Consider the following 25,942-nt stretch of genomic DNA (forward strand, 5'->3'; position numbering starts at 1 on the left):
AATAATAAATAAAATGGTGTTTCACAAATATAATTGTTCATATTGCAAGGGGGGATGTCTGAGAAGAAGGTCACAACTCATGCTAAACGCAGGAAAAACAATGGAATTATTTGGAAGTTATCAGAACTCAGTTTCCTGAGCTCTGATACCTGGACTTAAATTAAGGTAACTTCTTACAGAAAATTACCCCTCATTCACCCAAATCCGCATTTCCCCTTCGCCACGGTTGGCCCAGGTGAACCACGGAATAAAGGTTAGCGTCTGCATCTGACGACTGGCGGGTGAGCGGTCGTAATGCCACAGCGCTTGTTGTTCGGGTTTGGCGGAGGTTTGTTTGGTGCCTTCGGCTTGAATCAACACTTTATGGGAAAATAAGCCTTTGCCTTCAAAGGTGTGGAAGGTCGCATCTTCTGGCAGCCATAGGTTATGCAATTCTTCGCCGTTGTCGGCCTGTTCGAGGCAATACACCAACGGCCCGCGCTGAACGGCCACTTTTCCGGCGACGTGACGCACCAGCGGGTTGCCGTAAACGCGGCGAACTGGCATCGGCAGCGTGAGTGTCAAGGTGTCGCCTTCCTGCCAGCGGCGGTTAATGTGCAGATAACCTTTACGGATATCTTGCGTCACCGGTACGCCGTTGAGCGCCACCTGCGGCGTATCGCACCAGTCTGGCAAACGAAGCGCCAGCGTGTGCTGTACCGGTTGAGCGGAGTCGATGGCAATGGTCACTTTTTCTTTCCACGGGAATTCACCGCTGATACGCAGGCGCAATGCCTCATCGCCCACCGCGATTTCGGCGCTGTTGCCGATATACAGATTGATGTAGAGCGCATCTTCGCGCGGGGTATAGATGTAATGCCCGAGCGATGTCAGCACGCGGGCGATGTTCGGTGGGCAGCAGGCGCAGCCGAACCAACGCTGACGCACCGGTTTCACGTGATCATAGATATGATTGAAATTCAGTGATTTCGGATGCACTTCCAGCGGGTTTACGTAGAAAAAGTGTTTGCCGTCCAGTGCCATACCGCCGAGCACGGTGTTGTACAGCGCACGCTCCATCACGTCGGCATACTGGCTGTCTGCTTCCATTTCCAGCATTCGTCGGGCGAACATCATCAGGCCAATCGACGCGCAGCTCTCGGCGTATACCGTGTCGTTGGGCAAGTCATAATCGCTGCTGAACGCTTCGCCGCTGCTCTGCGAACCAATACCGCCCGTGATGTACAACTGGCGTTGAGCCATGTTGTTCCACAGACGCAGGCACTCCTGGCGTTTCGCTTCATCTTTGCTGAGCCGCGCCAGATGCGCCACACCGGTCATCAGGTAGACAAAACGAACCGCATGGCCAATGGCGGTTGGCTGCTCCGCTATGGGCTGGTGTGCCTGGCTGTAGGCTTTGTCGTTGACCATCCATGCCGGGCCGTAGGTATTCCAGTACGAGGTTTTTCCGCGTTTTTCATACTCTTCATCGTAAAAATGGGGCTGTTTTCCGCGCTGTTCGACGAAGAAATTTGTTAGCGTCTGATAACGCGGCTCCTCCGTCACTTCATACAGGCGCATCAACGCCAGCTCGATTTCCGGGTGTCCCGGATAGCCCTGTAACTGGTTTTCTGCCGGACCAAACACGCTATCGATGTGGTCGGCGAGTTTGCACACCACGTCCAGCAAACGGCGTTTGCCTGTGGCCTGGAAGAACGCCACGCCCGCTTCGATCATGTGCCCGGCGCAGTACAACTCATGGCATTCTGCCAGGTTGGTCCAGCGTTCCTGTGGTGCTTTGACGGTAAAATAGGTGTTGAGATAACCGTCTTCACATTGCGCAGCAGCCACGAGTTCGATAACTTCATCGGCGGTTTTTTCCAGTTCGCTGTCCGGCTTTTGGCACAACGACCAGGCGACGGCTTCCAGCCATTTCGCTACGTCACTGTCCTGGAAAACCATCCCGTAAAACTCACCTTGCTGTTGCCCGGCGGCGATACGGAAGTTTTCTATCGCATGACTTGGGTCCGCTTCCGCGATGCGATCGTTAAGCGCGTCCCACTGATACGGGATAACCACGTCACGAACCAGTTGCTGATACTGACCGAGAAACGGATCGTTGACTTTGAGCTTGTGCAGATCGACTTCCATCACAGACATAACGTTCTCCTTAAGACTGAACATGGCGCACGCGCAAATCGGTGGCGATACGCGACATCATAGGGTTATTGAGTTTGCAGGTGCGAAGGGTGAAGGCCAACAGCAGGTGGAATACCGCAGGCAGCAGTGTTTCCATCGCGGTCATGCCGTGCAGCGAAGCGGCGGTTTGATTCCCCGTACCGGGCTGGTAGGCCACAAAGATAAACACCAGGCTGATGATCCCGGCACTGGACGCCCAGGCGAGCTTGATGCAAAACAGGTTGAAGGCGAAGTTCATGCCCGACGAGCGCACGCCGGTTTTCCATTCGCCGTAATCGTCGGCGAAGGCCATCAGCCCAAAGTGCAACGGCAAAGTGAAGCCAAGGATAATGCCGTTGCCGAGGATTACGACCAGCCACAATGTTTGCCACGCAGGACCGACAGGCAGGAACCACATCGCGACGGCCAGTGCTGCCAAAATCAGGTTGGTGTAGTAGTAAAGTTTGACGGTATCGGCGCGTTTGGTCAGCGGATTGACGAGGATCGACCCAATAATGGAGGCAAACGTGACCATAGTGAAGAACAGCGAGATGTAGGCTGTACTGCCTTGCAACACGTAAGTGAGGAAGTACATGTAGCCGCCGCCACGGATGTTGAACATGTTGATCAGCAGGAAAGACATCACCAGCATCAACAGCAGTTGGTCGTTTTTACGCAGTCCGGCGATGTGCTCACGCAGGGTAAATTTGCCCATGGTGTCGAGTGGTACGCGCTCGCGAACCCAGAAGAAACAACACAGGAACATCACCACTGCCACGGCACACAGAATGCCGACGCCCATTTGATAGCCGTGCGCGACATCGCCTTTACCGAGCGAAGAAACCAGCCATGGCAATCCGACGGAAACCAAAAAGCCCGCTACACCGCACAACACGAAGCGCCAGGATTGACAGGCCAGCACTTCGGTATGGCGCGTGGTCATGGTGTTGATCAGCGCACAGTAAGGCACGTTGATGGCGGTGTAGCTAACCGACAACAGCAGATAAGTGCCGAACGCCCAAACAATTTTCATGTTCATGCTGACGTCGGGCACGGTGAAAGTTAGCACGCCGATGATGCCAATCGGCACTGCAATCCAGAGTTGCCACGGGCGAAAGCGCCCCCAGCGGCTTTGTGTACGGTCAGCAATCACGCCCATTATCGGGTCGGAAATCGCATCAAATACGCGTAACGCAATGAACAGTGTGCCGACCAGCGCCGGGGTCAGGCCAAAGACATCGGTATAGAAAAAGGTCAGGAAATTCATGATAAGACAGGTGATAACGGTGCCACCGGCATCGCCCAGTCCGTAACCGATTTTTTCCCGCAGCGACAACGCGTCGTTGGCGGTCTGTTGCGCGAGATCGGTCTGTGTAATCGGAGCAGAAGTCATTGAAAACTCCTCACGTAGGTCAGAGTGCGTGACCCGCTTTAAGGCGGGCTTATTGTGTGATGTGTAAAGCACCTGATTAATTTTGCCTGGAAAGCGCAGACCAACAAGGGAAGAGGAAAGTATAAAAAGGTGACAATTCCGACCTGATGCACAAAGTGTGATCATGATCCGGTGAAAATGGTACTTATGATTAATAATCAAAGAGAAAGAGTGAGTTTTTTGAACTAAAAAGCGAGATGTTGAATATCCATGCTCGAATTATCCATAGCATTTCCGATTCACGTGCAAAACGGCGGGTTGTTTATTTCACGCGGTATGGGCAGCCATCCGGCGCGAAAACTGAGTTCATGGGAGCTGGTTTTTGTGGAGCAGGGCACGCTCAGTATTCGCGAAGAAGGGCGACTTTTTACCGTTCAGGCGGGAGAAAGTTTGCTGTTGCGTCCGGGGCTACAACATGTGGGCGAAGGGGCCTTTCCGGCGGATCTGAAATTTTACTGGCTGCACTTTGACTGGCTGGATGAGGCAACGCATTCAGCTTTGCGTCGCACGCTGCTGAGCATTCCTCAACACACAAGCGTCAGCAGCCCGCAGTACATCATCTCGCTTTTTCGTCAGTTCCTGAGCGAGCAGGAAAACGTGCACCGCAGCCTCGCGCTGGAGTGTATTTTGTTGCTCATCTTGCAGCAATTATCCGCGGCGAGTTTGCAGGAGAACCCCAGCGACAGCCCAGGCGTCGCGCTGGCGTACCGGGCACAGCAAGCGATTCGCACCCAATATCACCTACCGCTTTCTACGTCACATCTGGCAAAAGAACTGCATTGCAACGCGGATTACCTTGGTCGTGTCTATCGGCGTACGTTCCGCATAACCCTAACCGAAGCGCTCCACCGACAGCGGGTTATGGCGGCGGAAAAACTGTTGATCAGCGATTCGCTGTCACTGAAAGAGGTCGCCAGCCAGTGCGGGTTTAGTGACACCGGCTATTTTCGACAGATTTTCCGCAAGCACACGGGTTTAACCCCGGCAGCGTGGAAGCGACGCTACTGCAAAGAGCATATTAATTCGGGTTAAGCCTTCAGTCGGTTATCGCACAATAGAGCGCGGGTGTGCCGTCATAAAGGAACAGGTATCCCGCCTTGTTTTTACGAATAACCTGGAGGCGGATCCCTCGTTCACGCGAGCTAAAGAAATCAGGCGTGTGAGCAAACGCAGGCGGCGAAGTTTTAGGCAGCCGATTGGTATCATTTGAAACCATCACCAATGAATCGCCGTCTCGCCAGAAAGTAAAGCTTACTTTATTACTTGTCTGGATTTGCTGACCCTTTAACGGGGTATATTTTCCTCTGGTTTCGACATGCCCCGTTTTACCATCAAAGCGGAAGTGCATAATAATATCGTCATTGCCATAAGCATCGATCATCGTCAGTTGACTATCACAAGCAAAATGCGTTTCTTTCCATGAGGTCAATCCGGCATAAGCTAAACACAGCACACCAGTCATAAATGGAATGAGGAAAAGCCAAAGCCGTTTATTTATTTTCATCTTCATCATCCTTAAATATGATGGCGCGACACTTCACGCTTTCCTGCTCGAGAGGCTGATTGCAAATCATCAAGGTGGAACCATATTGCAGGCGATTTATCGTGAGATAAGCCGTATGTTTTTTGGCGCAGTCGATGGGGTGCCTCAGGCGTAACTCATTGAAGACTTCCTGACTGTATTCTTCTCCTGACCAGGAGGAGTACAGCGTGCATTTTTCAACGTTTCCAGCAGAAAAATATTCAGGAGAAAGGGGGAGCGATGTCTGATTTAGCCAATAAAAAAGGCTTCCTGCCATAGCGACAGTGATAAGGCCACTCAGTACGGCAGCGTATGCGTATTTATTACGCGAAACGTTATCCGTCGCTGTCGTCGTTGCTACGGGTTCTATTACCGGGGGAATAACTTCCGTAATCGGGGCCGCGGGTGGGCTAATAAACTCATCTATTTGTCCGCTTTGAACCGTGGCGTTGCACTGAAAACCCTGTTTCGGCAACGTACGGATAATATCCTCTTCCAGCCCCACCGCTTTCAGGCCCTTGCGAATTGACGCAATGCTTTGGTACAGCGTGTTGGTCGAAACAATTACGCCTTTTCTCTCCCAGACTTGCTCGAAAAGCATCTTTTGCGTGACGGGCTGCTGCGCGTGACTCAGCAAAATGTGAAGGCACTCTGAAGCAGGTCCGTGCAGCGTTACTTTTCCCGATGGATAGCTATTCCGATGAACCAGACTGCAATTTTCCGGGCTAAATAAAATTATCTCATTGATAAGGTATGCATTTTTCATGTTTTTTACAGCGCCAGAATGTGCAGATTAGGGGTATGAATTCTCACTACAAGATCCTGAATCAGGAGAGATCAGGTAACTTCACTCCTCTTTTGTGAGGTCGATCACCTATGATGAGCCTCGTTGAAACCTCTCGCCTCACCAGGGAACGCGGTTATCAACAGTATAGTGCCGAGCCAGTATGACAGCGGAGGCATGCAGAATAAATTCCTGCAATCGAGAATTAATATGTTGTTTTATGTTGAGCTATTAACGTATCGCAACTTGAGAACATTCTTAACCTGTTAAAGGTGATGGGCGTGGAGTTTTATTCTGCCAGTATGGTTTTGTGTGCTTTTTTATGTGTGATTATGGCTTTTTTTATAGCGTAATGTTCATGCTCGTACGGATATTGAAAGTCTCTTTGATTGATTTATATTAGACCGCACAAACTGTAATGAAATAGTTTAGATGATGTGCCGGTGCTCGATGGCCTTTAACGTCTTGTAGGTTGTAATGATGGACTATCAGTTACATGGTTTCCTTATTGGGAAAGAGATCCACTTTGATATTGAGAATCAAAGGTTGTATCGCTTACCGTCACGGCATGCTGATAAAAGTATTGTATTTGTGACCATTGGTTTAAATAAAACCATGCTTGAACTGTTTCTTTACTTAATGATCCATGCCCGCGAACGGGCGGTCAGTAAAGACGAATTAATAAGAAAAGTGTGGGAAGAAAATGATTTAAGTTGTTCTTCCCAGCGCTTATGGCAGGTATTGCATAACCTGAATAAAAAACTGGAAATGCTCGGCTTACCTGTCGATTTTATCAGTAATACCCGAAACGACGGTTATCGTATAACCGACGACACGATTCGCCCTGTTTACTATAAAGAAAACGAACCGGCGATTTAAGTGAAATAAATTGAGAGATTGCGTTGGGAGAGTGATGTCTTCCTGCACGCTTTTCCCTGGATAGGCCCTATCCGGGGAATTTTTTTATTCTTTTTTTGTTGTTTTAGTTTTCGTAAAAAAGCCAAGGGATTGGCACATCGCAACTCGCATTGTTATGTGAGTTGAGTCTGTTTATAAAACTGAATCAGGTGATTCTATGAATATCTCATCCTATTTTTTAAATCTCAAAACCGGCAGCAAGCTCACGCTGGGGTTTATGGTCGTCATCATTATGATGATTGCTATTCTGCTGACCAGCATTTTAGGCTTGAAAAATATTCAGGAAAAAGTCCTCAAAGGATCGATTAACGTTGAGTTGATTAACGATCTTTTTGATGCCCGTCTAAGCCGTACCAGCTACCAGTACACGGGAGATCTGACGTACCTGAAGAAAAATACCGAAGCCATCAATAAAATGGTGGCTATCCTGGAAGAGCTGAAAAATTTCAGTTGGTCTGAGGACGGTAGCCAGCTTCTGTTGCGTACGGAGAATGCGGTAAACAACTACATTGCTGAACGTGCGCCGTTTAATCTGGCAATGAAGAAAAAAATTGAAGCCGAGCAATTACTTGATTCGGCTGTGATCTGTGATGACTCACGCATCATTGCTGCTCTTAGCCTTAATGACTCGCTCTCTATTGAACAAAAATACCAGGCCGCTCAACTGGCTTTCATCTTTAATGATATAGATTCGCGGCTGACAGATTACAAGCTAAAACCTGTATCAGCCACACTCGCAGCGATGAAAGAAAAGCTGCAGGAAGGCATTAGTCATGCGCAGTCGATGCAGTCCTGGCTGCCAGAAAAAGAACGTGCCATTACGGTGACCGCGATGGCGGCATTCAATCAATATCTTGATGCGCTTGAACCCTATCAGCAGGCCTGGGCGCAGTTGGGCGTGGCTTCCGATAAATTATTCGCGCGAGCCAATGAACTGACAGATTCTATCAATGCGCTCCATACCCAACAGGAGCGGATGATTGAGCACATCGTGCATCAGGTGCAATGGTCAATGCAGGTTGTGGCCGCGCTCGGTATTTTCATCGGGGTGGTACTCGCTTATTTCATTACCCGTGCGATCACGCGGCCCTTACTCGAAACGCTGAATCTGGCTCAACGGATTGCCGATGGCGATCTGACCCATTCTATTGAGAGTCAGCGTCGGGATGAGCTGGGTAAATTGATGCAGGCGATGGCGCTGATGAATGGCAACCTGAAAAGCATCATTCACGATGTCCGCGATGGTGTCGCCAACGTCACGCACTCTTCGACGGAGATAGCGCGGGGCAACATTGACCTTTCGTCGCGCACAGAACAACAAGCGGCGGCGGTGGTTGAGACTGCAGCCAGCATGGAAGAACTCACTTCTACTGTGGCGCTCAACGCGGAAAATGCGACGCACGCCCGAACGCTGTCAGAAGAGGCGGCGGAAAAAGCCAGTCAGGGCTGCGAAGTATCACGTGCTGTGGTGGAGACAATGCGCTCTGTGCAAAACAGTGCGCACCGGATTTCTGAAATCACGACCGTCATTAACGGGATCGCTTTCCAGACCAATATTCTGGCGCTGAACGCAGCCGTAGAAGCGGCACGAGCGGGAGAGCAGGGTAAAGGCTTTGCGGTGGTGGCGGGTGAAGTGCGTAATCTCGCCCAGCGCAGCGCCCAGTCGGCGAAAGAAATTGAAACGCTGATCAAGGAGTCGGTTGGCATTGTTGATACTGGCTTTAAGCTGGTCGAACAGGCGGGTACTGCGATGGCGGATATCGAAACGTCCGTCGGTCAGGTGCGCGATATCATGAATGAAATTGCGTCGGCGACCGATGAACAGAGCCGTGGCATTTCGCAAATAGCTCAGGCGATGGCAGAAATGGACACCACCACGCAGCAGAATGCCGCGTTGGTGGTGGAGTCTTCTTCCGCAGCCAGCAGTCTGGAAGAACAGGCGCTGAAACTGGAAGAAGCGGTTTCCGTTTTCCGGATCTCTAACGAACCGATGGCGAAATCACGTCGTAACACGGCGAGTCAAACCGCGAACCCGGCAAAACAGAAAGCAAAAAGCAGCAGTGATCCGGACAACTGGACCACGTTCTGACCTTAGGCATTGTGCAAAGCGGGCTCTTTAATTTCAGAGCCCTTAATATTTAACATCCGCTTTCAAGCCAGGCTTTTTCTATTTCCTCGGCAAGAATTTTGACCCCTGCTTCGATTTTCTCCGGCTCCGGGACATAGTTCATACGCATACACTGATGCGTGTGAGGCCACGGTTTATCAAGGCCGGGGAAGAAGAAGTCACCCGGCACCATCAACACGCCGCGTTTTTTCAGGCGCTGATAGAGAATTTCGGTGGTGATGGGTAAATCCTTAAACCACAGCCACAGGAAAATAGCCCCTTCTGGCTTATGAATCAGGCAACGCTCTTCCGGTAAGTAGCGGCGAATTATCGCGATGGTTTCCTGCACGCGTTGATAATAGAACGGCTTGATAACCGTTTCAGACAGGCGCAGTAAATCATTACGCTTAATCATTTCGCACATCATCGCCGGGCCAATCCCGCCAGGGGAAAGGCTGATTATGCCGTTCATATTACTGATAGCGCTGATAATTTTCTCATTGGCGATAATAATGCCACAGCGGCTGCCGGGAAGGCCGAGCTTAGACAGGCTCATGCACAAGACAATATTTGGATTCCACAGCGGACGCGCTTCGCTAAAAATAATGCCCGGGAACGGTACGCCGTAAGCATTATCAATAACCAACGGAATGCCGTGCTGATTCGCCAGCACGTCGAGCTTCATTAATTCTTCGTCGGTGATCACGTTGCCCGTCGGGTTGGTCGGACGGGAAACGCAGATCATCCCGGTTTCTTCGGTTACCCGCAGATGTTCAAAATCGACGTGATACTTGAACTGGCCTTCTGGCAGCAACTCAATGTTCGGACGCGCGGAAACAAACAGATCATCTTCCAGGCCAGAATCGGCATAACCGATGTATTCCGGCGTCAGTGGGAACAGGACTTTGCGTGTAGTGCCATCGGCCCGACGACCCGCGAACAGATTGAACAAGTAGAAAAACGCGCTTTGGCTGCCATTCGTCAGTGCAATGTTCTGTGGTCCGATATCCCAGCCAAGCTCGTCACGCAGCATATCAGCCAGTGCCGTCAGCAGCTCGGATTTGCCCTGTGGGCCGTCGTAATTACACAGCGCCTCAGTGGCTTTCCCGCTTTCCAGCATATCCGCTAGCAGCTTATTGAAATAATCATTCATCTGCGGGATTTGCGCCGGGTTACCGCCGCCAAGCATGATGGCGCCTGGCGTGCGCAGGCCATCGTTAAGATCTTCCATCAGGCGGGTGATGCCGGAATGACGGGTGAATTTATCGCCGAACAGTGAAAAAGTCATATGCAGGTGTTCTGTAGCTCTTCTGGGTAGGGGCTAACCATAACCTCTGCGCCAGCGAGGTGCAAACCAGTGAATGATTTTGTCTTTGGCTATTTATCCTGTTTATATTTTGTAAGGCAGTTTTTCACTCTTCTGAGGCTGTAAAGGCATAGCATTTGTCAGGACTTACCTGCCCATACGACCATCACCTTATCGTCACCTTTTTCTCGCACGAAACCGTAGCTCTCTGGCAGTGAGAGTGTAGTTTGTGTACCCGCGCCAATAGCCGGGTGACGAGCGCGGAACTGGCCAAGTTTCTGCCAATGGGCGATGGTGGCGGCCTCTTTGCCACTGACGTCCTGCCAGTTCATATCTGAACGCGTGCCCTGTAGCGGGTCTGAACCGGTCGGGCCGAACGGGCGGGCAGACTCATCGCCGTAAAAAATCTGAACCGCGCCAGGCGCGAGCATTAATAGCTCTGCCGCTTCGCTACCGCCTTCGCGGAACAGTCGGGTGTCGTGCGAAGAGAGATAACTCAGGACGTTAAAGTTTTGCAGTTTGTCGGCCATTTGCTGCCAGGTGAGATCGATATTCGCCAGACAATCCACCGCTTTTGCCGCCTGATCCTGATAATCAAAGTTGAGCATGGCGTCGAAGCCGTTGCTGTAATACGCGCTTTGCATCACCCCGTGGCCCCAGGCTTCGCCCGTCATCCAGAACGGCCCGTCGTCCGGTGATTTTCCGGGGTTGGCTTTCTTCCACGCGGCCAGCGCCTCGGTGGCCTGCGCTTTTAACTGCTGCCATGCCGGAAGTTCAACGTGTTTGGCGGTATCGATGCGGAATCCGTCGATGCCGTAATCACGCACCCATTGGCTCAGCCAGTGAGTCAGATAGTCGCGCGGCGTATAGCCCTCGACGGCTTTGGCGGCGGTATCTGGCTTGTGCTGATAAAACACCGGCAGACCAGAAACCTCTTTTGATTCAGTCTTGAGATCAGGCAGGAATGCCAGCGACATCGTCAGATCGTCAAAGCCGGGGTTGTCGTAGTCGCCGATGTCGGTGCGGATCCACTTCTTGCCCCACCAGTTCGCCCACGCCGTTTTATCGCTGAAATTAATGTAGTCATTAAAGCTGTGCCAGCTCTGACCCGGGCCGGGTTTCCAGTCGGTCCAGTGCTCGCCAAGCGTTTTTTTGAGCTCATCGCCTTTCAGATACAGTGCGCCAAACTGGTATTGCTGCATATCCGCTAATGTGGCGTAGCCGGTGTGGTTCATCACCACGTCAAACAGAATGCGGATGCCGCGCTTGTGGGCTTCATCCACCAGATGGCGTAGGTCGTCTTCGTTACCCATATTGGCGTCAAGTTTGGTCCAGTCCTGCGGGTAGTAGCCGTGATAGGCGTAATGCGGGAAATCGCCTTTGGTGCCACCGCCTACCCAGCCGTGAATTTGTTCCAGCGGGGAACTTATCCACAGCGCATTCACGCCGAGTTGTTGCAGATAATCGAGTTTGCTGGTCAGCCCTTGCAAATCACCGCCGTGAAAAGTGCCGATCTCCTGCAAACCGTCTTTATGGCGACCGTAGCTGTTGTCATTTTCCGGATTGCCGTTCACATAGCGATCGGTCAGCACAAAATACACGGTGGCGTTATGCCAAGTGAAAGCTGTGGGGGCGCTGGCCTGCGCATTTTCCAACAACAGCAGCCCGTTACTGCCGCCGGCAGGTTGCAGCGTGATTTTGCCACCATTAACGGTTGCGGTTTGCCCGCTGTAAAAATCACGAACTTTGCTGCCTTCTGCGAAGGTCTTGCTGACATCCAGCGTCAACGGTTTGCCATCCCAACGCGGGCACTGGCGAACCTCAACGTTTGCGGTAGTTGTTGGCGTACTTGCCACGCTCACCATCAGCGTGGGTGTGCCGGAACGCGTATCGACAGTCAGGGTGTACTCGCCGTCGCGGAACAGTCGCCATTGCGGTGCTGTGTCGGTACAAGGTTCAAGCGAGAGCATCTCATTGAGTTTGATGGCGGTGGTGGGCTGCCAGCACTGCTGGTCAAACTTTAACGTTAAAGGGCGAGTACCCTTCGTCAGCGTTTTCTGGCTGACAAATTTTCCGCTGCCATCGGGCTTGAACTCAGGAAAATCCGGGCTGGTCCAGGCAGCCAGCGCGATGCCGGGTAGCAGGAGCGTGAGAAGGGCAGCAAGTTTCATTCCAGTCACCTGAAGTCAGTTTTTGAACATTTTGCCAGCAGTCGGTATGCAATCCCTCCTCCCTCGGAGGCATTACCAGGGAGGACATCGCAGGGTGAGTGATCTGCCTCAAATCAGAACACGAATTTCTGCGATAAAGTGTGTATTTTCAGACTTGTGAGGCGAAAGCGTGTCTTTAGTGCGTGACATCGTTTCAGAATTGGACTATTTCTTAGAGTGCGTTGACGGGGTATTTTTGATATGATTTGCGATTCATTTCGCAGTTATGTGAATAATACAAGGCGTTGGAATGATTTAATCCGACCAGGAGACCTAATGATATCGACTCCCATACGACGATATGGGGCCGCGATACTCATGTTACTCACCTGTGCATTTTCAGGTGGGGTGCTAGCAAAGACGCACACAGCAACAACGAGTCACAAAGCCCCAGTAATTAAGACAAGCAGTAGTAGTAAGGTAAGCAGTAAACAAGAGTATTCTCGCAATAGTGCAAAGAGTAGTTCACTTCCTGATTTGCGAAAATACCCTTCCGGAATACCTCGTAAAAAAGCGTTTCTCCGGACAGTAATGCCTTATATTACCAGTCAAAATGCGGCAATCACCGCCGATCGTAACTGGCTTGTTTCCAAGCAGTACGACGGGCGTTGGTCACCGACAGAGCGCACTCGCCTGAAAGGTATCGCCCAGCGTTATAAAATCAGCTGGTCCGGGAATACGCGTAAGATCCCATGGAACTCGCTACTTGAGCGTGTAGATATCATTCCTGGCAGCATGGTCGCGACCATGGCCGCAGCCGAGAGTGGTTGGGGCACGTCGAAGCTGGCGCGCAGCAACAATAACCTGTTCGGCATGAAGTGCGGTAAAGGCAAATGCCCGGCGGGGAATGGTAAGGTGAAAGGCTACACTCACTTTGACTCGGTAAAAGAGTCCGTTGAGGCGTATGCAGTAAACCTGAACACGCACCCGGCTTACTCTTCTTTCCGTAAGTCCCGTGCACAGTTGCGTAAAACGGACCAGGAAGTGACGGCCAGCGCGATGATCCACAAACTGAAAGGTTATTCGACCCGTGGGTCGAGCTACAACAACTACCTGTTCAGTATGTACCAGGATAATCAGCGTCTGATTGCGGCACATATGTAACATTGTCCGGTACTCATTTGAAACGCCTTCCATTGGAAGGCGTTTTTGTTTTCTACATCTGCTGTCTACACCAGCGCTTCCCCGAACCGCTCGCGATACTCTTTCGGCGTGGTGTCATACTCTTTCTTAAAGACTGAATAAAAATATTGCAGTGACGGGTAGCCGCACATTTGCGATATCTCGTTAATCGACAACGAAGTCGACACCAACAGGCTGCGCGCTTTTTCCAGTTTTTCGCTGTGAATGACTGCGTGAATGGTCTCGCCGACCTCCTCTTTAAAGCGCTTCTCCAGATTCGAGCGGGAAATCCCAACGGCATCCAACACTTGTTCGACCTTAATGCCTTTGCAGGCGTTATTGCGGATGTAGTGCATGGCCTGAATCACCGCCGGGTCGTCAAGCGAGCGATAATCCGTAGAGCGGCGCTCAATCACACGCACTGGCGGCACCAATAGCCGCTGTAGCGGCAGTGCTTCGTTATCCAGCAAACGGTGTAACAGTTTGGCGGCTTGATAGCCCATCTGACGTGTGCCTTGCGCCACGGAAGAGAGCGCCACGCGCGACAGGTAACGGGTCAGTTCTTCGTTATCAATACCAATCACACACAGCTTTTCCGGCACCGGAATATGCAAATGCTCACAGGCTTGCAGAATGTGGCGCGCACGCGCGTCGGTCACCGCAATAATCCCGGTTTGCGGCGGCAGCGTTTGCAGCCAGTCCGCAAGCCGGTTTTGCGCGTGCTGCCAGTTTTCCGGCGCAGTTTCCTGACCCTGGTACACCACGCCACGGTATTTCTCTTTCGCCACTATCTTGCAAAACGCATGTTCGCGCTCCATTGCCCAACGCTTGCCGCTGGACGAGGGCAAACCATAAAAAGCAAAACGGTGAACGCCTTTTTCCTTCAAATGCAGGAAAGCGCTCTCCACCAACGCGTGGTTGTCGGTCGCGATGTAATGCACGGCTGGATATTGATCCGGACGGTGATAAGAGCCACCCACGCCGACGATAGGCACGTCCACATCGCGGAGCATGGCTTCAATGATCGGGTCATCAAAATCGGCAATCACGCCGTCGCCGAGCCATTCTTTGATATTTTCAATGCGGGCGCGAAAATCCTCTTCGATAAAAATGTCCCATTCCGACTGCGACGCCTGCAAATATTCACCCACGCCCTCAACCACCTGGCGGTCGTAGGCTTTGTTGGCATTGAATAACAGCGTGACCCGGTGGCGCTTTTCAAACATATTTTGCATTCCTGAAGAGACAAGAATGGCGGCACCCGAAAGTGTCGCCATCGTAGCGGAAACAGTCGCGATCAGGCCCGTCGCTTGGTGGCAGAATCCATCCATACCGCCAGCAGCAAAATGGCGCCCTTAACGATATATTGCCAGAAAGTGGGCACGTCCATCATGCTCATTCCGTTGTCTAACGCCGACATGATAAACGCCCCCATCACCGCGCCTGCAACACTGCCCACGCCGCCTGCGAGGCTGGTGCCGCCAATCACACAAGCGGCGATAGCATCGAGTTCAGCAATGTTCCCGGCAGAAGGAGAACCGGCCCCGAGGCGTGAGCTCAGAATCAGCCCGGCAATCGCCACCATCAGGCCGTTAATCGCGAACACCGCCAGTTTGGTGCGTTCGACATTGATGCCCGACAACCGCGCTGCTTCCAGGTTGCCACCGATGGCGTAAATACGGCGACCAAAAGCGGTGCGCGTAGCCATAAACATCCCGGCTAACAGCAGCAGTGCGAGTAACAGCACAGGCGTTGGCACCCCGCGATAATCGTTCAGCATCCAGATAGCGCCGAGCGCGATAATCGCAGTGAATGCCTGGCGACCCACTACGCGAGTGGAGGCCGGGTTCGTCAGCCCCAGCGCTTGACGGCGCATCCGCCCACGCCATTGCCAGGCTACAAAAGCCATCAGCCCCAGTACACCAATGATGAAGCCAATGCCGTCCGGCAGATAACTCTGCCCGATTTGCGACATCGCCGGGCTGGTGGGCGATACAGTAGTGCCGTTGGTGATGCCAATCAGAATGCCGCGAAACGCCAGCATGCCTGCCAGCGTCACAATAAACGAAGGCACTTTACGATAGGCGACCCACCATCCGTTCCAGGCACCTAACACCAGACCCAGCGCTAATGTCACCACAATCGTCAGCGGTAAAGGCCAGCCGAGCCAGACGTCGAAAATCGCCGCTACGCCCCCGAGCAGACCCATCATCGAGCCTACCGACAGGTCAATTTCCGCAGAGATAATCACGAACACCATTCCCACCGCCAGAATGCCGGTGATGGCGGTCTGGCGCAGCAGGTTTGAGACGTTACGCGCGCTGAGGTACGAGCCGTCAGTGGTCCAGGTAAAGAACAGCATGATGGCGACGATTGCCGCGATCATCACAAACACCTGCAAATTGAGGTTTTTTAGCCCTGTGAAAGCGGCAGGGGATTGCGCGTCGAGCTTCAGTTCAGACGGCGTGTTTTTCGACATGACGTTCACTCCTCAGGGCTGCTTCCATGACTTGTTCCTGGGTCAGGTTATCGTTGACCAGATCCGCTTTCAGTTTGCCTTCGTGCATCACCAGCACGCGGTCGCTCAGTCCCAGCACTTCCGGCAGTTCGGAAGAGATGACGATCACCGCGATGCCTTGCTGCACCAGTTGATTTATCAATTTGTAGATTTCGTATTTCGCCCCGATATCGATCCCGCGCGTCGGTTCATCGAGGATCAGAATGCGTGGGTTGAGGAGCAGACAGCGAGCCAGGATCGCCTTCTGCTGATTGCCGCCGCTGAGTCGGCCAATCGCCAACTCTGGCGTTGAGGTTTTGACTTTCAGGCGTGAGATCGATTGCAGGATACAGTTCTGTTCTGCGGCGTCGTCGAGCGCGCTTAACGGCCCGGAGAACTGATTGAGTGCAGCCAAAGTGATGTTCCTCCCGACTGCCATCACCGGCACGATGCCGTCTTTTTTGCGATCCTCAGGCACCATCGCAATGCCGTGGGCAATCGCCTGTTGGCAGTTCGCAATGTTCACCGCTTTACCGTCGATAAACACTTTCCCTTCCCAACGACCCCGCCAGACGCCAAACAAGCACTGAACGGCCTCGGTGCGTCCGGCCCCAACCAGGCCGGCGATGCCGAGAATTTCCCCGCGCCGCAGGGAAAAGGAAATGTCATTCACTCGTTTGATGTGGCGATTAACAGGATGCCAGGCGGTGAGATGTTCAACGCGCAGGATCTCATCACCCGGCGTGTGTGGCTCGCTCGGGTAGAGTGCTGTCAGTTCGCGTCCCACCATCATAGTGATGATGTCGTCTTCGCTCATGCCGCTGGCATCACGAGTGCCGATGTGCTGCCCGTCGCGAATCACACAGATAGTGTCGGAAATGGCCTTCACTTCATTCAGCTTGTGCGAAATGTAGATGCAGGCGATGCCGTGGTTTTGCAGGTCGCGAATAATATTCAGCAGGATTGCCGTTTCCTGTTCGGTCAACGAGGCAGTGGGTTCATCGAGGATCAGCAGCCGCACCTGCTTGTTGAGCGCTTTGGCGATTTCAACTAGCTGTTGCTGCCCCAGCCCTAAATCGCCGACGCGCGTGTCAGGCGAAATAGCAAGGCTCACCTGGGCGAGCAGTTTCTCGCAGCGAAGGGTCATCTGGTCGTAATCGAGAACGCCGAAGCGGCTGATTTCCGCACCCAGAAAGATATTTTCCAGCACCGTTAAATGCTTAACCAGCGCCAGTTCCTGATGAATAATGGCGATACCCCGACGTTCGGTGTCGCGAATATGCGCGGCTTGCACCGGCTCTCCGGCAAAGACAATCTCGCCGTCATAACTGCCGTGAGGATAAATGCCGCACAGCACTTTCATCAGCGTCGATTTTCCCGAGCCGTTCTCACCGCACAGGGAAACCACTTCTCCGGCGTTCAGACGCAGGCTGACATTATCCACCGCTTTCACTGACCCGAAGGCTTTGGTAATGCTCTTCATTTCTAATAAATAAGGCATGTTGGCTCCACGAAGCGTTCCACATAAAGGGGAAACGCCCCTCGCGAAAGGGGCGCGCGGAATTACAGTTCGCTCTTCTTGTGGAAGCCGTCTTTAATCACGGTGCTGTCAATATTGGTTTTATTGACTTCAATCGGCGTTAACAGACGCGCAGGCACATCTTTTAGACCGTTATTCAGCGTGGTGTCGGATTTAGGTTGTTGACCATTGCCAAGCTCCACCGCTATTTCGGCAGCAGTGTTGGCGAGTTGAGTGATCGGCTTATAGACCGTCATGGTCTGCGTGCCTGCGATAATGCGTTTAACGCCTGCGAGATCGGCATCCTGGCCAGAAATGGCGACTTTACCCGCCAGCCCTTGCGCGCTCAGTGCCTGAATGGCCCCGCCAGCCGTTGCATCGTTGGACGCCACCACGGCATCTATCTTGTTATTGTTGGCAGTCAGCGCGTTTTCCATGATTTTCAGCGCATTTTCCGGCAACCAACCGTCAGCCCATTGATCGCCGACCACCTTGATTTTGCCGTCGTCGATATACGGTTTTAAGACTTTCATCTGCCCGGCGCGGAACAGTTTGGCGTTGTTATCAACCGGCGAGCCGCCCATCAGGAAGTAGTTGCCCTGTGGCACTTTATCGACAAGGCTTTTGGCCTGCATTTCGCCGACTTTTTCATTATCGAAGGAAATATAAAAATCGATATCTGCATTATTAATCATGCGGTCATAGGCTAAGACTTTAATGCCTTCTTGTTTGGCTTCTTTAATGACATTACTTAAAACCTGACCATTGTAAGGAATAATAACCAGCACATCGACGCCGCGATTAATCATATTTTCAATCTGCGACATCTGTGTTTCTTCGTTACCGTTGGCTGATTGCACAAATACTTTTGCGCCTAATGATTCGGCTTTGCTGACAAATATATCGCGATCCTTTTGCCAGCGTTCAAGACGCAGGTCGTCGATAGCCATCCCGATTTTCACTTCTTTGGCGATGCCCGCAAAGCTTGTCAGCAGAAGCGAAGCGCACAGCGTGAGGCAGAGATTCTTTATCTTCATCATCGTAGGGCCTTTTGATTGTAGGGTGTTGAGATTGGCGATAAAAGAAACAGACATGACGGATACGCAGCAAATTTTTAGCACGGGAAGGATTTATGGCAATTATAGATTTTTATCTTCTGGTTACGATATTTGGTTTATTTGCTAATTTATGACCGTGATCTGATTTTAAATCGTTTCAGCCATTCGTTGCATGGATGTATGGAAGCATGATCGTAAAAGTCGACGAGGGGCGATTATTTTGCGAGCCAGCGCACGTTTGTGGATTCTCTTAATCGCAGTGTGAAATAACGTAATTGAGCAACCGTAAAACTGGTAACAGTATTACGCCACAACCTGGTATTCGCCGCGTCTAATGGAGTTCAATTATGCAAGCTTATTTCGACCAACTCGATCGTGTTCGTTATGAAGGCCCGAAATCGCAAAATCCGCTGGCATTCCGCCACTACAACCCGGACGAGCTGGTGCTCGGCAAGCGCATGGAAGATCACCTGCGGTTTGCGGCGTGCTACTGGCACACCTTCTGCTGGAACGGCGCGGACATGTTCGGCGTAGGGTCTTTTGACCGCCCGTGGCAACAGCCAGGCGAAGCCCTGGCGCTGGCTAAACGTAAAGCAGACGTGGCGTTTGAGTTCTTCCATAAACTGAATGTGCCGTATTACTGCTTCCACGATGTGGATGTGTCCCCGGAAGGCGCCACGCTGAAAGAGTATCTGAATAACTTTGCGCAGATGGTTGATGTGCTGGCAGAAAAACAGCAGCAGAGCGGCGTGAAGCTGCTGTGGGGGACGGCGAACTGCTTCACCAACCCGCGTTATGGTGCAGGCGCGGCGACGAATCCAGACCCGGAAGTGTTCAGTTGGGCCGCGACACAAGTGGTGACGGCGATGAACGCGACCCATCAGCTCGGCGGTGAAAACTACGTGCTGTGGGGTGGGCGTGAAGGTTACGAAACCCTGTTGAATACTGACTTGCGTCAGGAGCGCGAGCAGATTGGCCGCTTCATGCAGATGGTGGTTGAGCACAAACATAAAATCGGTTTCCGCGGCACGCTGCTGATTGAACCGAAACCACAAGAGCCGACGAAACATCAGTACGATTACGATGCCTCCACCGTTTACGGCTTCCTCAAGCAGTTCGGTCTGGAAAAAGAGATTAAGCTCAATATCGAAGCCAACCACGCCACGCTGGCAGGGCACTCTTTCCACCATGAAATTGCGACCGCCATCGCGCTCGGTTTGTTCGGTTCTGTCGATGCGAACCGAGGCGACGCACAGCTCGGCTGGGATACCGACCAGTTCCCGAACAGCGTGGAAGAAAATGCGCTGGTGATGTATGAAATCATCAAAGCTGGCGGCTTCACTACCGGCGGCCTGAACTTTGATGCCAAAGTGCGCCGTCAGAGCACCGATAAATATGATCTGTTCTATGGTCATATTGGCGCGATGGACACCATGGCGCTGTCGCTGAAAGTGGCGGCACGCATGATTGAAGATGGCGAGCTGGACAAACGCGTGGCGCGTCGCTATGCGGGCTGGAATGGTGAGCTCGGCCAGCAGATCCTGAAAGGGCAGATGTCGCTGACAGACATTGCGAAGTACGCTGAACAGAATAACCTGATGCCGCAGCATCATAGCGGGCATCAGGAGCTGCTGGAAAATCTGGTCAATCATTACCTGTTTGACAAGTAAGCGTCTGCTGTTCGCCGGCCTACAAAAGCCAAAAGATTCCCCGTAGGCCTTGTAGGCCCGGTAAGCGACAGCGCCACCGGGCATGTTTAATCAAGGAATCGTCACTATGTATATCGGGATCGATCTTGGCACCTCCGGGGTGAAAGTGATTCTGCTCAATGAGCAGGGCGATGTGCTTGCCTCGCATACCGAGAAACTCACCGTTTCGCGCCCGCATCCGCTTTGGTCCGAGCAGGATCCTGAGAACTGGTGGCAGGCAACAGACAGCGCCATGAAAGCACTGAGTGTTCAGCACTCTCTGGCGCAAGTGAAAGCGTTGGGTATCGCCGGGCAGATGCACGGTGCGACGCTGCTGGATAAACAGCAACGCGTGCTGCGTCCGGCCATTTTGTGGAATGACGGGCGCTGCGGTGAAGAGTGTTCGCTGCTTGAATCGGCAGTGCCTCGCTCGCGGGAAATCACCGGTAATCTAATGATGCCCGGTTTTACCGCGCCAAAGCTGCTGTGGGTCAAACGCCATGAACCAGAGGTTTTTGCGCAGGTCGATAAGGTGCTGTTACCGAAAGATTATCTGCGTCTGCGAATGACGGGCGAGTTTGCCAGCGATATGTCAGACGCCGCGGGCACGATGTGGATGGACGTGGCGAAACGCGACTGGAGTGACGAAATGCTTCAGGCGTGCGGTCTCAGTCGTGACAACATGCCTGCGTTGTTTGAAGGGAGCGAAATCACTGGGTCGTTGTTGCCATCAGTGGCGCAGGCGTGGAACATGCCAGCCGTGCCAGTGGTGGCGGGCGGCGGCGATAACGCCGCAGGCGCCGTGGGTGTCGGAATGGCCGATGCTGGTCAGGCGATGCTGTCGCTTGGCACGTCCGGCGTGTATTTCGCCGTCAGTAACGGGTTCCTCAGTAAACCAGAAAGCGCAGTACATAGCTTCTGCCATTCGTTGCCGGGGCGCTGGCATTTAATGTCGGTGATGCTCAGCGCTGCGTCGTGTCTCGACTGGGCGGCAAAACTGACCGGGCTTGGTGATGTACCTTCGCTGCTGGCAGCGGCGCAAACGGCTGATAAAAATGCTGACCCGGTGTGGTTCCTGCCATATCTTTCCGGCGAGCGTACCCCGCACAACAATCCGAATGCGAAAGGGGTGTTCTTCGGCCTGACCCATCAGCACGGCCCGGCAGAGCTGGCGCTATCCGTGCTGGAAGGCGTGGGTTTTGCACTGGCAGACGGCATGGATGTGGTACATGGCTGCGGGATTACACCGAAAAGCGTGACGCTGATTGGCGGTGGCGCGCGCAGTGCCTACTGGCGTCAGATGCTGGCCGATATCAGCGGGATTGCGCTGGAATACCGTACCGGTGGTGATGTTGGCCCTGCGCTCGGTGCGGCGCGCCTGGCACAGTTGGCGATGCATCCGGGCGGATCCGTTTCGTCGTTGTTGCCGCAACTGACGCTGGAACAAACCCATCAACCGGATGCGGCCAAAAATGGCGCCTATGCTCCTCGCCGGGAAACCTTCCGTCAGCTTTATCAGCAGCTCAAACCGTTGATGTCCTGAATGCGCGGGTAGCTGTCCTTTTTTGACATTCGCAAGACCCCTTTTCGTGTCCACAATGGTTTTACACCAACACGAAAAGGAGTCTGATTATGTCCCGCACCGCTCTGATAAACATCGATACTCAGCAATCATTCGAACACCGTCCTTTCTGGCAAACGGAAGATTTATCAGCCTTTCAGGCCGCCATGCTGAAACTGATTGCGGGCTGCCAGCAGCGTGATATCCCGATTGTGGATATCTTCCACGTGGATGACCAGGGGCCGTTTTCTCTGGAAAGCGGTTTCGTCACACCGATGTCCTTTTTACGCCATCAGCCAGACGTCACTTTTTTTAAACATGTGCATAATGCTTTTACCGACACCGGGCTGGACCACTGGTTGCGTAGTCGTGATATTAACCACTTGATTATCAGCGGCCTGCGCACCGAACAGTGCTGTGAAACCACGGCGCGCGTGGCGTCGGATCTCGGTTATCGGGTAACGTTCGTCACTGAAGCGACGCTAACCTTCCCGATGACCCACAAAGGCGTTACTTTGGATGTAGAAACGCTGCGCCACCGCACTGAAACCGTGCTGGAAGGGCGCTTTGCCAACGTGAAAACCGTAACGGAGACACTTGAATCGCTATGACAACCGATGTCTGGTTCGTGATGCTGCCCGGCGTGCTATCGCTTGATATGACAGGCCCGGCAGAAACCTTTGTGCTGGCGGGGGATGCGTTTCGCCTGCACTACATCGGGCCGGACGAACAGGTGCCGACATCCATTGGCATGACGATGGGCAACATTCAGCCGCTGCCAGATACGCTCCCGACGGGCAGTTTGCTGGTGCTGCCCGGCGTTTGCGATTCAAACCAGTTCTTTTCCACATCGCAGGCCGAACTCGTGCGCCGCTGGCTGACACGTCAGCAGCCGATGATACACAGCGGGCAACTCACGCTGATGTGCGTGTGCTCAGGTTCCTTGCTGGCGGCGAAAGCCGGACTGCTGCACGGCGTGCAATGCACCACACATCACGATGTAATTTCACGTCTGAAGGCCGCCGCGCCGGGTGCGATAGTCAAAGAGAACCGTATTTTTATTGAAGACAAAGGCATCTGGACCAGCGCCGGGATCACTTCTGGTATCGATTTGGCGTTGCATCTGATTAACCGACTGTACGGCCCGGAGCGCGCGATGTCGGTCGCACGCGAAATGGTGGTGTGGTTTCGCCGCTCCGGCGATGACCCGCAGCTTTCGCCGTGGCTGCGTTATCGCAATCATCTCCATCCGGCTATTCATCGGGCGCAGGATGCCTTAACGGCTGCACCGCAGCGGTCGTGGCCGCTGGTGGATATTGCCGAACGGGCGCATGTTACGCCGCGTCATTTGACACGCCTTTTTAAACAGCATTTAGGGATAAGTGTGCGTGATTATCTGGAACAACTGCGGCTGGCGTTGGCAGAACAGCGCTTGCTGCAGGGCAGTGGAGTGGAGCAGGCGGCACAGGCGGCGGGCTTTACCTCGGCCCGCCAGTTGCACCGCGCACGCCAAAGGGCGCTAGCTGACCAGTCGACGAGTGTCGATACGCTGCACCAGCATTGACAGAAGCAGGCTGCCCGCCAGCGTCGCGGCGAAAATCCACAGAATATCCAGCAACGGCCAGTTTTTCAGCTCTATGCCATTGGATCGCAGTGCGTGAATGATCAACGCGTGAAAACCGTAAATGCCCAAGGAATGCTGAGAAATGGTGCGTAATCCCGGCAGTTCGCGGCTATTTAGCGTGTCTTTCACAAACGTAAAAAGTGTGACGGCGCAGATAAACACCATCGGCCCGGCATACAAATACCAGGTATCGGCGAAATTGCCGCGCCATTTCAGCTCATGCAACGTACCGCGAGAAATCACCCAAACTGATGCGGCGAACAAGCCCGCGCAGAGAAGCGTCAGCGGTTTTTTGTCGGTATTCATCATGCCTAATGCGCGCCCTAGCAGGCCATACAGCACGTAATAAAACGTGTCGCCATCGATATACAAGTTCACTGGCAGCCACTCAAACCCGCCCGTTTTTAGCGGGACGGTATTCGGGTTCGCCACGATGCCGAGGACGAGCATCAACGCCAGTAACATCCAGCCATTCACGCTTTTCACCTGGATCAGCGGTGAAAGCAGATAAATCACGAAAATCGCGAAGAAAAACCAGAGATGATAGAACACCGGTTTTTGCAGCAGGTATTTCAACGACAACCCGGCATTAATGTGCGTAAACAAAAGGATATACGTCAGCGCCACTGCACTGTAAAACAGCAGACACAGGCCGATGCGCAGGAAGTGGCGCGGCTCGGCGCTGCGTTCGCCAAAAAACAGATAGCCGGAAATCATGAAAAACAGCGGCACGCTGACGCGGGAGGCGGAATTCAGAAAGTTGGCGATATCCCAGTTGAGCGCAGTGATGCTGTGGGCGTTGGTGACATACCAGGTGGTGGTATGGATCATCACCACCATCAGACAGGCAATCCCTCGCAGGTTGGTTATCCAGCTAATCTTTCCCGACATCCGTTCCTCAGTGTTAAGGCGATAAAACTCTGACCTGTGATTGTAGCCGCTGTTTCCGAAGAAAAATCTGAGTTTGTCGCCGATATCTTGTCGACAAGGGAACGGATTTGCAGAATGCGGGGTCAGAAAAACCATCTAGTCTTAAAATGACAATAACAGGCAAAGAATAAGGCCGTAATTAAAAATGATGATGAAGTATTACATGCCCTTACTGCTGGTCGCTCTCCTGGCTGGGTGCAGTTCTCCACAGGCTCCAGAACAGAAAGCGCAGCGAGCGAAAATGTCCCCGGCGAGTTCACTGAACATGGAACAGTTGTGCAAGGACAACGCAGCGCAGCGCTATAACACCGATGCACAGCAAGTCGATGTGACCGGTTTTGAGCAGTTCCAGGGCAGCTATGAGCTGCGCGGCTTTACTCCCCAGAAAGAGAACTTCGTCTGTTCTTTCGATTCAGACGGTCAGTTTCTGCACCTTTCGATGCGCTAAGCGGCGAAGATGAACGCGGGGAATGTCTTAGGTTTCCCCAATATTCCCTCAATTTTCCGAGAACAACTGCCATTCATACTGTATATCTCGCAGCCAGCGGGTATACTGACCCTTCCTTAAATCCACACGTATCCAGCACAGAAGAATATGCAAAAGTTTGATACCAGGACTTTCCAGGGCCTGATCCTGACCTTACAGGATTACTGGGCTCGTCAGGGCTGCACCATTGTTCAACCACTGGACATGGAAGTAGGCGCTGGCACCTCTCATCCAATGACCTGTCTGCGCGCGTTGGGCCCAGAGCCGATGGCCACTGCTTATGTGCAGCCATCTCGCCGCCCAACCGACGGTCGTTACGGCGAAAACCCGAACCGTTTACAGCATTACTACCAATTCCAGGTCGTGATTAAGCCATCACCGGACAACATTCAGGAGCTGTACCTCGGCTCGCTGAAAGAGCTGGGTATGGATCCGACCATCCATGATATTCGCTTCGTGGAAGACAACTGGGAAAACCCAACGCTGGGTGCCTGGGGTTTGGGCTGGGAAGTGTGGCTGAACGGCATGGAAGTGACGCAGTTTACCTACTTCCAGCAGGTTGGCGGCATGGAATGTAAGCCGGTGACCGGTGAAATCACCTACGGTCTGGAACGTCTGGCGATGTACATTCAGGGCGTAGACAGCGTTTACGACCTGGTCTGGAATGACGGCCCGTTGGGTAAAACCACCTACGGTGACGTGTTCCATCAGAACGAAGTGGAGCAGTCCACTTATAACTTCGAATACGCAGATGTCGACTTCCTGTTCTCCTGCTTCGAGCAGTATGAGAAAGAAGCGCAAGAGCTGCTGGCGCTGGAAAACCCACTGCCGCTGCCTGCCTACGAGCGTATTCTGAAAGCCGCGCACAGCTTCAACCTGCTGGATGCGCGTAAAGCCATCTCCGTCACCGAGCGTCAGCGCTACATTCTGCGCATTCGTACCCTGACAAAAGCCGTGGCAGAAGCCTATTACGCTTCCCGTGAAGCCCTTGGCTTCCCGATGTGCAACAAGAATAAATAA

21 protein-coding genes are annotated in these 25,942 nt (G+C 52.8%); 10 read left to right on the forward strand and 11 right to left on the reverse strand.

Annotation, left to right across the window (positions count from 1 at the left end; translation table 11 throughout):
* Positions 1 to 183: 183 nt before the first annotated feature.
* A complete protein-coding gene (locus VH187_RS11355; protein WP_329701554.1) occupies positions 184 to 2,139 on the reverse strand; it encodes a glycoside hydrolase family 127 protein in 1,956 nt (651 codons plus the stop codon).
* Between the two features lie 10 nt (positions 2,140 to 2,149).
* On the reverse strand, positions 2,150 to 3,550 hold the full coding sequence (locus VH187_RS11360; protein WP_329701555.1) for an MFS transporter: 1,401 nt from the start codon (positions 3,548 to 3,550) through the stop codon (positions 2,150 to 2,152).
* Between the two features lie 249 nt (positions 3,551 to 3,799).
* Between VH187_RS11360 and VH187_RS11365 the strand changes: the two genes are divergently transcribed.
* Entirely contained in the window at positions 3,800 to 4,621 is an 822-nt protein-coding gene (locus VH187_RS11365) for a helix-turn-helix domain-containing protein (RefSeq protein WP_329701556.1), read from the forward strand.
* Positions 4,622 to 4,625: 4 nt separating this feature from the next.
* On the opposite strand, the gene VH187_RS11370 is transcribed toward VH187_RS11365, so the two are convergent.
* Positions 4,626 to 5,093, reverse strand: coding sequence for a hypothetical protein (locus VH187_RS11370; RefSeq protein WP_329701557.1), 468 nt, complete (start codon positions 5,091 to 5,093; stop codon positions 4,626 to 4,628).
* Positions 5,080 to 5,877, reverse strand: a complete 798-nt coding sequence (locus VH187_RS11375; protein ID WP_329701558.1) for a winged helix-turn-helix domain-containing protein — start codon at positions 5,875 to 5,877, stop codon at positions 5,080 to 5,082. The genes VH187_RS11370 and VH187_RS11375 overlap by 14 nt, the downstream gene beginning before the upstream one ends.
* Positions 5,878 to 6,372: 495 nt before the next feature.
* On the opposite strand from VH187_RS11375, the gene VH187_RS11380 reads away from it, so the two are divergent.
* Positions 6,373 to 6,774, forward strand: a complete 402-nt coding sequence (locus VH187_RS11380) for a winged helix-turn-helix domain-containing protein (protein ID WP_414713931.1) — start codon at positions 6,373 to 6,375, stop codon at positions 6,772 to 6,774.
* Between the two features lie 196 nt (positions 6,775 to 6,970).
* Entirely contained in the window at positions 6,971 to 8,902 is a 1,932-nt protein-coding gene (locus tag VH187_RS11385; RefSeq protein ID WP_329701559.1) for a methyl-accepting chemotaxis protein, read from the forward strand.
* A gap of 49 nt (positions 8,903 to 8,951) precedes the next feature.
* On the opposite strand, the gene avtA is transcribed toward VH187_RS11385, so the two are convergent.
* Entirely contained in the window at positions 8,952 to 10,208 is a 1,257-nt protein-coding gene (gene avtA / locus VH187_RS11390) for a valine--pyruvate transaminase (RefSeq protein WP_329701560.1), read from the reverse strand.
* A gap of 158 nt (positions 10,209 to 10,366) precedes the next feature.
* Positions 10,367 to 12,397: an alpha-amylase gene (locus tag VH187_RS11395; RefSeq protein WP_329701561.1), complete on the reverse strand. Its 2,031-nt coding sequence runs from the start codon at positions 12,395 to 12,397 to the stop codon at positions 10,367 to 10,369.
* 315 nt (positions 12,398 to 12,712) lie between these two features.
* Here VH187_RS11395 and VH187_RS11400 point away from each other — a divergent pair, with 315 nt between their 5' ends.
* Entirely contained in the window at positions 12,713 to 13,540 is an 828-nt protein-coding gene (locus VH187_RS11400; protein ID WP_329701562.1) for a protein bax, read from the forward strand.
* Positions 13,541 to 13,605: 65 nt separating this feature from the next.
* On the opposite strand, the gene xylR is transcribed toward VH187_RS11400, so the two are convergent.
* From xylR to xylF, 4 genes are all read right to left on the reverse strand, one after another.
* Entirely contained in the window at positions 13,606 to 14,784 is a 1,179-nt protein-coding gene (xylR, locus tag VH187_RS11405) for a D-xylose utilization transcriptional activator XylR (protein WP_329701563.1), read from the reverse strand.
* 71 nt (positions 14,785 to 14,855) lie between these two features.
* Positions 14,856 to 16,037 (reverse strand): xylose ABC transporter permease XylH, encoded by a 1,182-nt coding sequence (gene xylH / locus VH187_RS11410; RefSeq protein ID WP_329701564.1) that lies wholly within the window; start codon positions 16,035 to 16,037, stop codon positions 14,856 to 14,858.
* The gene (locus VH187_RS11415) at positions 16,015 to 17,556 is read right to left on the reverse strand and encodes a xylose ABC transporter ATP-binding protein (protein ID WP_329701565.1); all 1,542 of its coding nucleotides are present in this window, start codon (positions 17,554 to 17,556) and stop codon (positions 16,015 to 16,017) included. The genes xylH and VH187_RS11415 overlap by 23 nt, the downstream gene beginning before the upstream one ends.
* A gap of 62 nt (positions 17,557 to 17,618) precedes the next feature.
* Positions 17,619 to 18,611, reverse strand: a complete 993-nt coding sequence (gene xylF / locus VH187_RS11420; RefSeq protein WP_329701598.1) for a D-xylose ABC transporter substrate-binding protein — start codon at positions 18,609 to 18,611, stop codon at positions 17,619 to 17,621.
* A gap of 368 nt (positions 18,612 to 18,979) precedes the next feature.
* On the opposite strand from xylF, the gene xylA reads away from it, so the two are divergent.
* From xylA to VH187_RS11440, 4 genes are all read left to right on the forward strand, one after another.
* Positions 18,980 to 20,302, forward strand: coding sequence for a xylose isomerase (gene xylA / locus VH187_RS11425; RefSeq protein WP_329701566.1), 1,323 nt, complete (start codon positions 18,980 to 18,982; stop codon positions 20,300 to 20,302).
* A gap of 106 nt (positions 20,303 to 20,408) precedes the next feature.
* The gene (gene xylB, locus VH187_RS11430) at positions 20,409 to 21,863 is read left to right on the forward strand and encodes a xylulokinase (protein ID WP_329701567.1); all 1,455 of its coding nucleotides are present in this window, start codon (positions 20,409 to 20,411) and stop codon (positions 21,861 to 21,863) included.
* Between the two features lie 89 nt (positions 21,864 to 21,952).
* Positions 21,953 to 22,492 carry an isochorismatase family protein gene (locus tag VH187_RS11435; RefSeq protein ID WP_329701568.1) on the forward strand — a complete coding sequence of 180 codons (540 nt, stop codon included), beginning with the start codon at positions 21,953 to 21,955 and terminating at the stop codon, positions 22,490 to 22,492.
* Positions 22,489 to 23,445, forward strand: a complete 957-nt coding sequence (locus tag VH187_RS11440; RefSeq protein ID WP_329701569.1) for a GlxA family transcriptional regulator — start codon at positions 22,489 to 22,491, stop codon at positions 23,443 to 23,445. The genes VH187_RS11435 and VH187_RS11440 overlap by 4 nt, the downstream gene beginning before the upstream one ends.
* On the opposite strand, the gene VH187_RS11445 is transcribed toward VH187_RS11440, so the two are convergent.
* The gene (locus VH187_RS11445) at positions 23,401 to 24,396 is read right to left on the reverse strand and encodes an acyltransferase (RefSeq protein WP_329701570.1); all 996 of its coding nucleotides are present in this window, start codon (positions 24,394 to 24,396) and stop codon (positions 23,401 to 23,403) included. The two genes, VH187_RS11440 and VH187_RS11445, sit on opposite strands and share 45 nt — an antisense overlap.
* A gap of 184 nt (positions 24,397 to 24,580) precedes the next feature.
* On the opposite strand from VH187_RS11445, the gene VH187_RS11450 reads away from it, so the two are divergent.
* Entirely contained in the window at positions 24,581 to 24,883 is a 303-nt protein-coding gene (locus VH187_RS11450) for a YsaB family lipoprotein (RefSeq protein ID WP_329701571.1), read from the forward strand.
* A 147-nt stretch (positions 24,884 to 25,030) separates the two neighbouring features.
* Positions 25,031 to 25,942, forward strand: coding sequence for a glycine--tRNA ligase subunit alpha (gene glyQ, locus VH187_RS11455; RefSeq protein ID WP_329701572.1), 912 nt, complete (start codon positions 25,031 to 25,033; stop codon positions 25,940 to 25,942).

This window comes from Scandinavium sp. (assembly GCF_036271055.1).
Taxonomy (GTDB): Bacteria; Pseudomonadota; Gammaproteobacteria; order Enterobacterales; family Enterobacteriaceae; genus Scandinavium.

What these genes read in the sequence shown, in the direction of transcription:
- VH187_RS11355 (WP_329701554.1), bottom strand. Translation starts at nt 2,139, where the DNA reads ATGTCTGTGATGGAAGTCGATCTGCACAAGCTCAAAGTCAACGATCCG.
- VH187_RS11360 (WP_329701555.1), bottom strand. Translation starts at nt 3,550, where the DNA reads ATGACTTCTGCTCCGATTACACAGACCGATCTCGCGCAACAGACCGCC.
- VH187_RS11365 (WP_329701556.1), top strand. Translation starts at nt 3,800, where the DNA reads ATGCTCGAATTATCCATAGCATTTCCGATTCACGTGCAAAACGGCGGG.
- VH187_RS11370 (WP_329701557.1), bottom strand. Translation starts at nt 5,093, where the DNA reads ATGAAAATAAATAAACGGCTTTGGCTTTTCCTCATTCCATTTATGACT.
- VH187_RS11375 (WP_329701558.1), bottom strand. Translation starts at nt 5,877, where the DNA reads ATGAAAAATGCATACCTTATCAATGAGATAATTTTATTTAGCCCGGAA.
- VH187_RS11380 (WP_414713931.1), top strand. Translation starts at nt 6,373, where the DNA reads ATGATGGACTATCAGTTACATGGTTTCCTTATTGGGAAAGAGATCCAC.
- VH187_RS11385 (WP_329701559.1), top strand. Translation starts at nt 6,971, where the DNA reads ATGAATATCTCATCCTATTTTTTAAATCTCAAAACCGGCAGCAAGCTC.
- avtA (WP_329701560.1), bottom strand. Translation starts at nt 10,208, where the DNA reads ATGACTTTTTCACTGTTCGGCGATAAATTCACCCGTCATTCCGGCATC.
- VH187_RS11395 (WP_329701561.1), bottom strand. Translation starts at nt 12,397, where the DNA reads ATGAAACTTGCTGCCCTTCTCACGCTCCTGCTACCCGGCATCGCGCTG.
- VH187_RS11400 (WP_329701562.1), top strand. Translation starts at nt 12,713, where the DNA reads ATGATATCGACTCCCATACGACGATATGGGGCCGCGATACTCATGTTA.
- xylR (WP_329701563.1), bottom strand. Translation starts at nt 14,784, where the DNA reads ATGTTTGAAAAGCGCCACCGGGTCACGCTGTTATTCAATGCCAACAAA.
- xylH (WP_329701564.1), bottom strand. Translation starts at nt 16,037, where the DNA reads ATGTCGAAAAACACGCCGTCTGAACTGAAGCTCGACGCGCAATCCCCT.
- VH187_RS11415 (WP_329701565.1), bottom strand. Translation starts at nt 17,556, where the DNA reads ATGCCTTATTTATTAGAAATGAAGAGCATTACCAAAGCCTTCGGGTCA.
- xylF (WP_329701598.1), bottom strand. Translation starts at nt 18,611, where the DNA reads ATGAAGATAAAGAATCTCTGCCTCACGCTGTGCGCTTCGCTTCTGCTG.
- xylA (WP_329701566.1), top strand. Translation starts at nt 18,980, where the DNA reads ATGCAAGCTTATTTCGACCAACTCGATCGTGTTCGTTATGAAGGCCCG.
- xylB (WP_329701567.1), top strand. Translation starts at nt 20,409, where the DNA reads ATGTATATCGGGATCGATCTTGGCACCTCCGGGGTGAAAGTGATTCTG.
- VH187_RS11435 (WP_329701568.1), top strand. Translation starts at nt 21,953, where the DNA reads ATGTCCCGCACCGCTCTGATAAACATCGATACTCAGCAATCATTCGAA.
- VH187_RS11440 (WP_329701569.1), top strand. Translation starts at nt 22,489, where the DNA reads ATGACAACCGATGTCTGGTTCGTGATGCTGCCCGGCGTGCTATCGCTT.
- VH187_RS11445 (WP_329701570.1), bottom strand. Translation starts at nt 24,396, where the DNA reads ATGTCGGGAAAGATTAGCTGGATAACCAACCTGCGAGGGATTGCCTGT.
- VH187_RS11450 (WP_329701571.1), top strand. Translation starts at nt 24,581, where the DNA reads ATGATGATGAAGTATTACATGCCCTTACTGCTGGTCGCTCTCCTGGCT.
- glyQ (WP_329701572.1), top strand. Translation starts at nt 25,031, where the DNA reads ATGCAAAAGTTTGATACCAGGACTTTCCAGGGCCTGATCCTGACCTTA.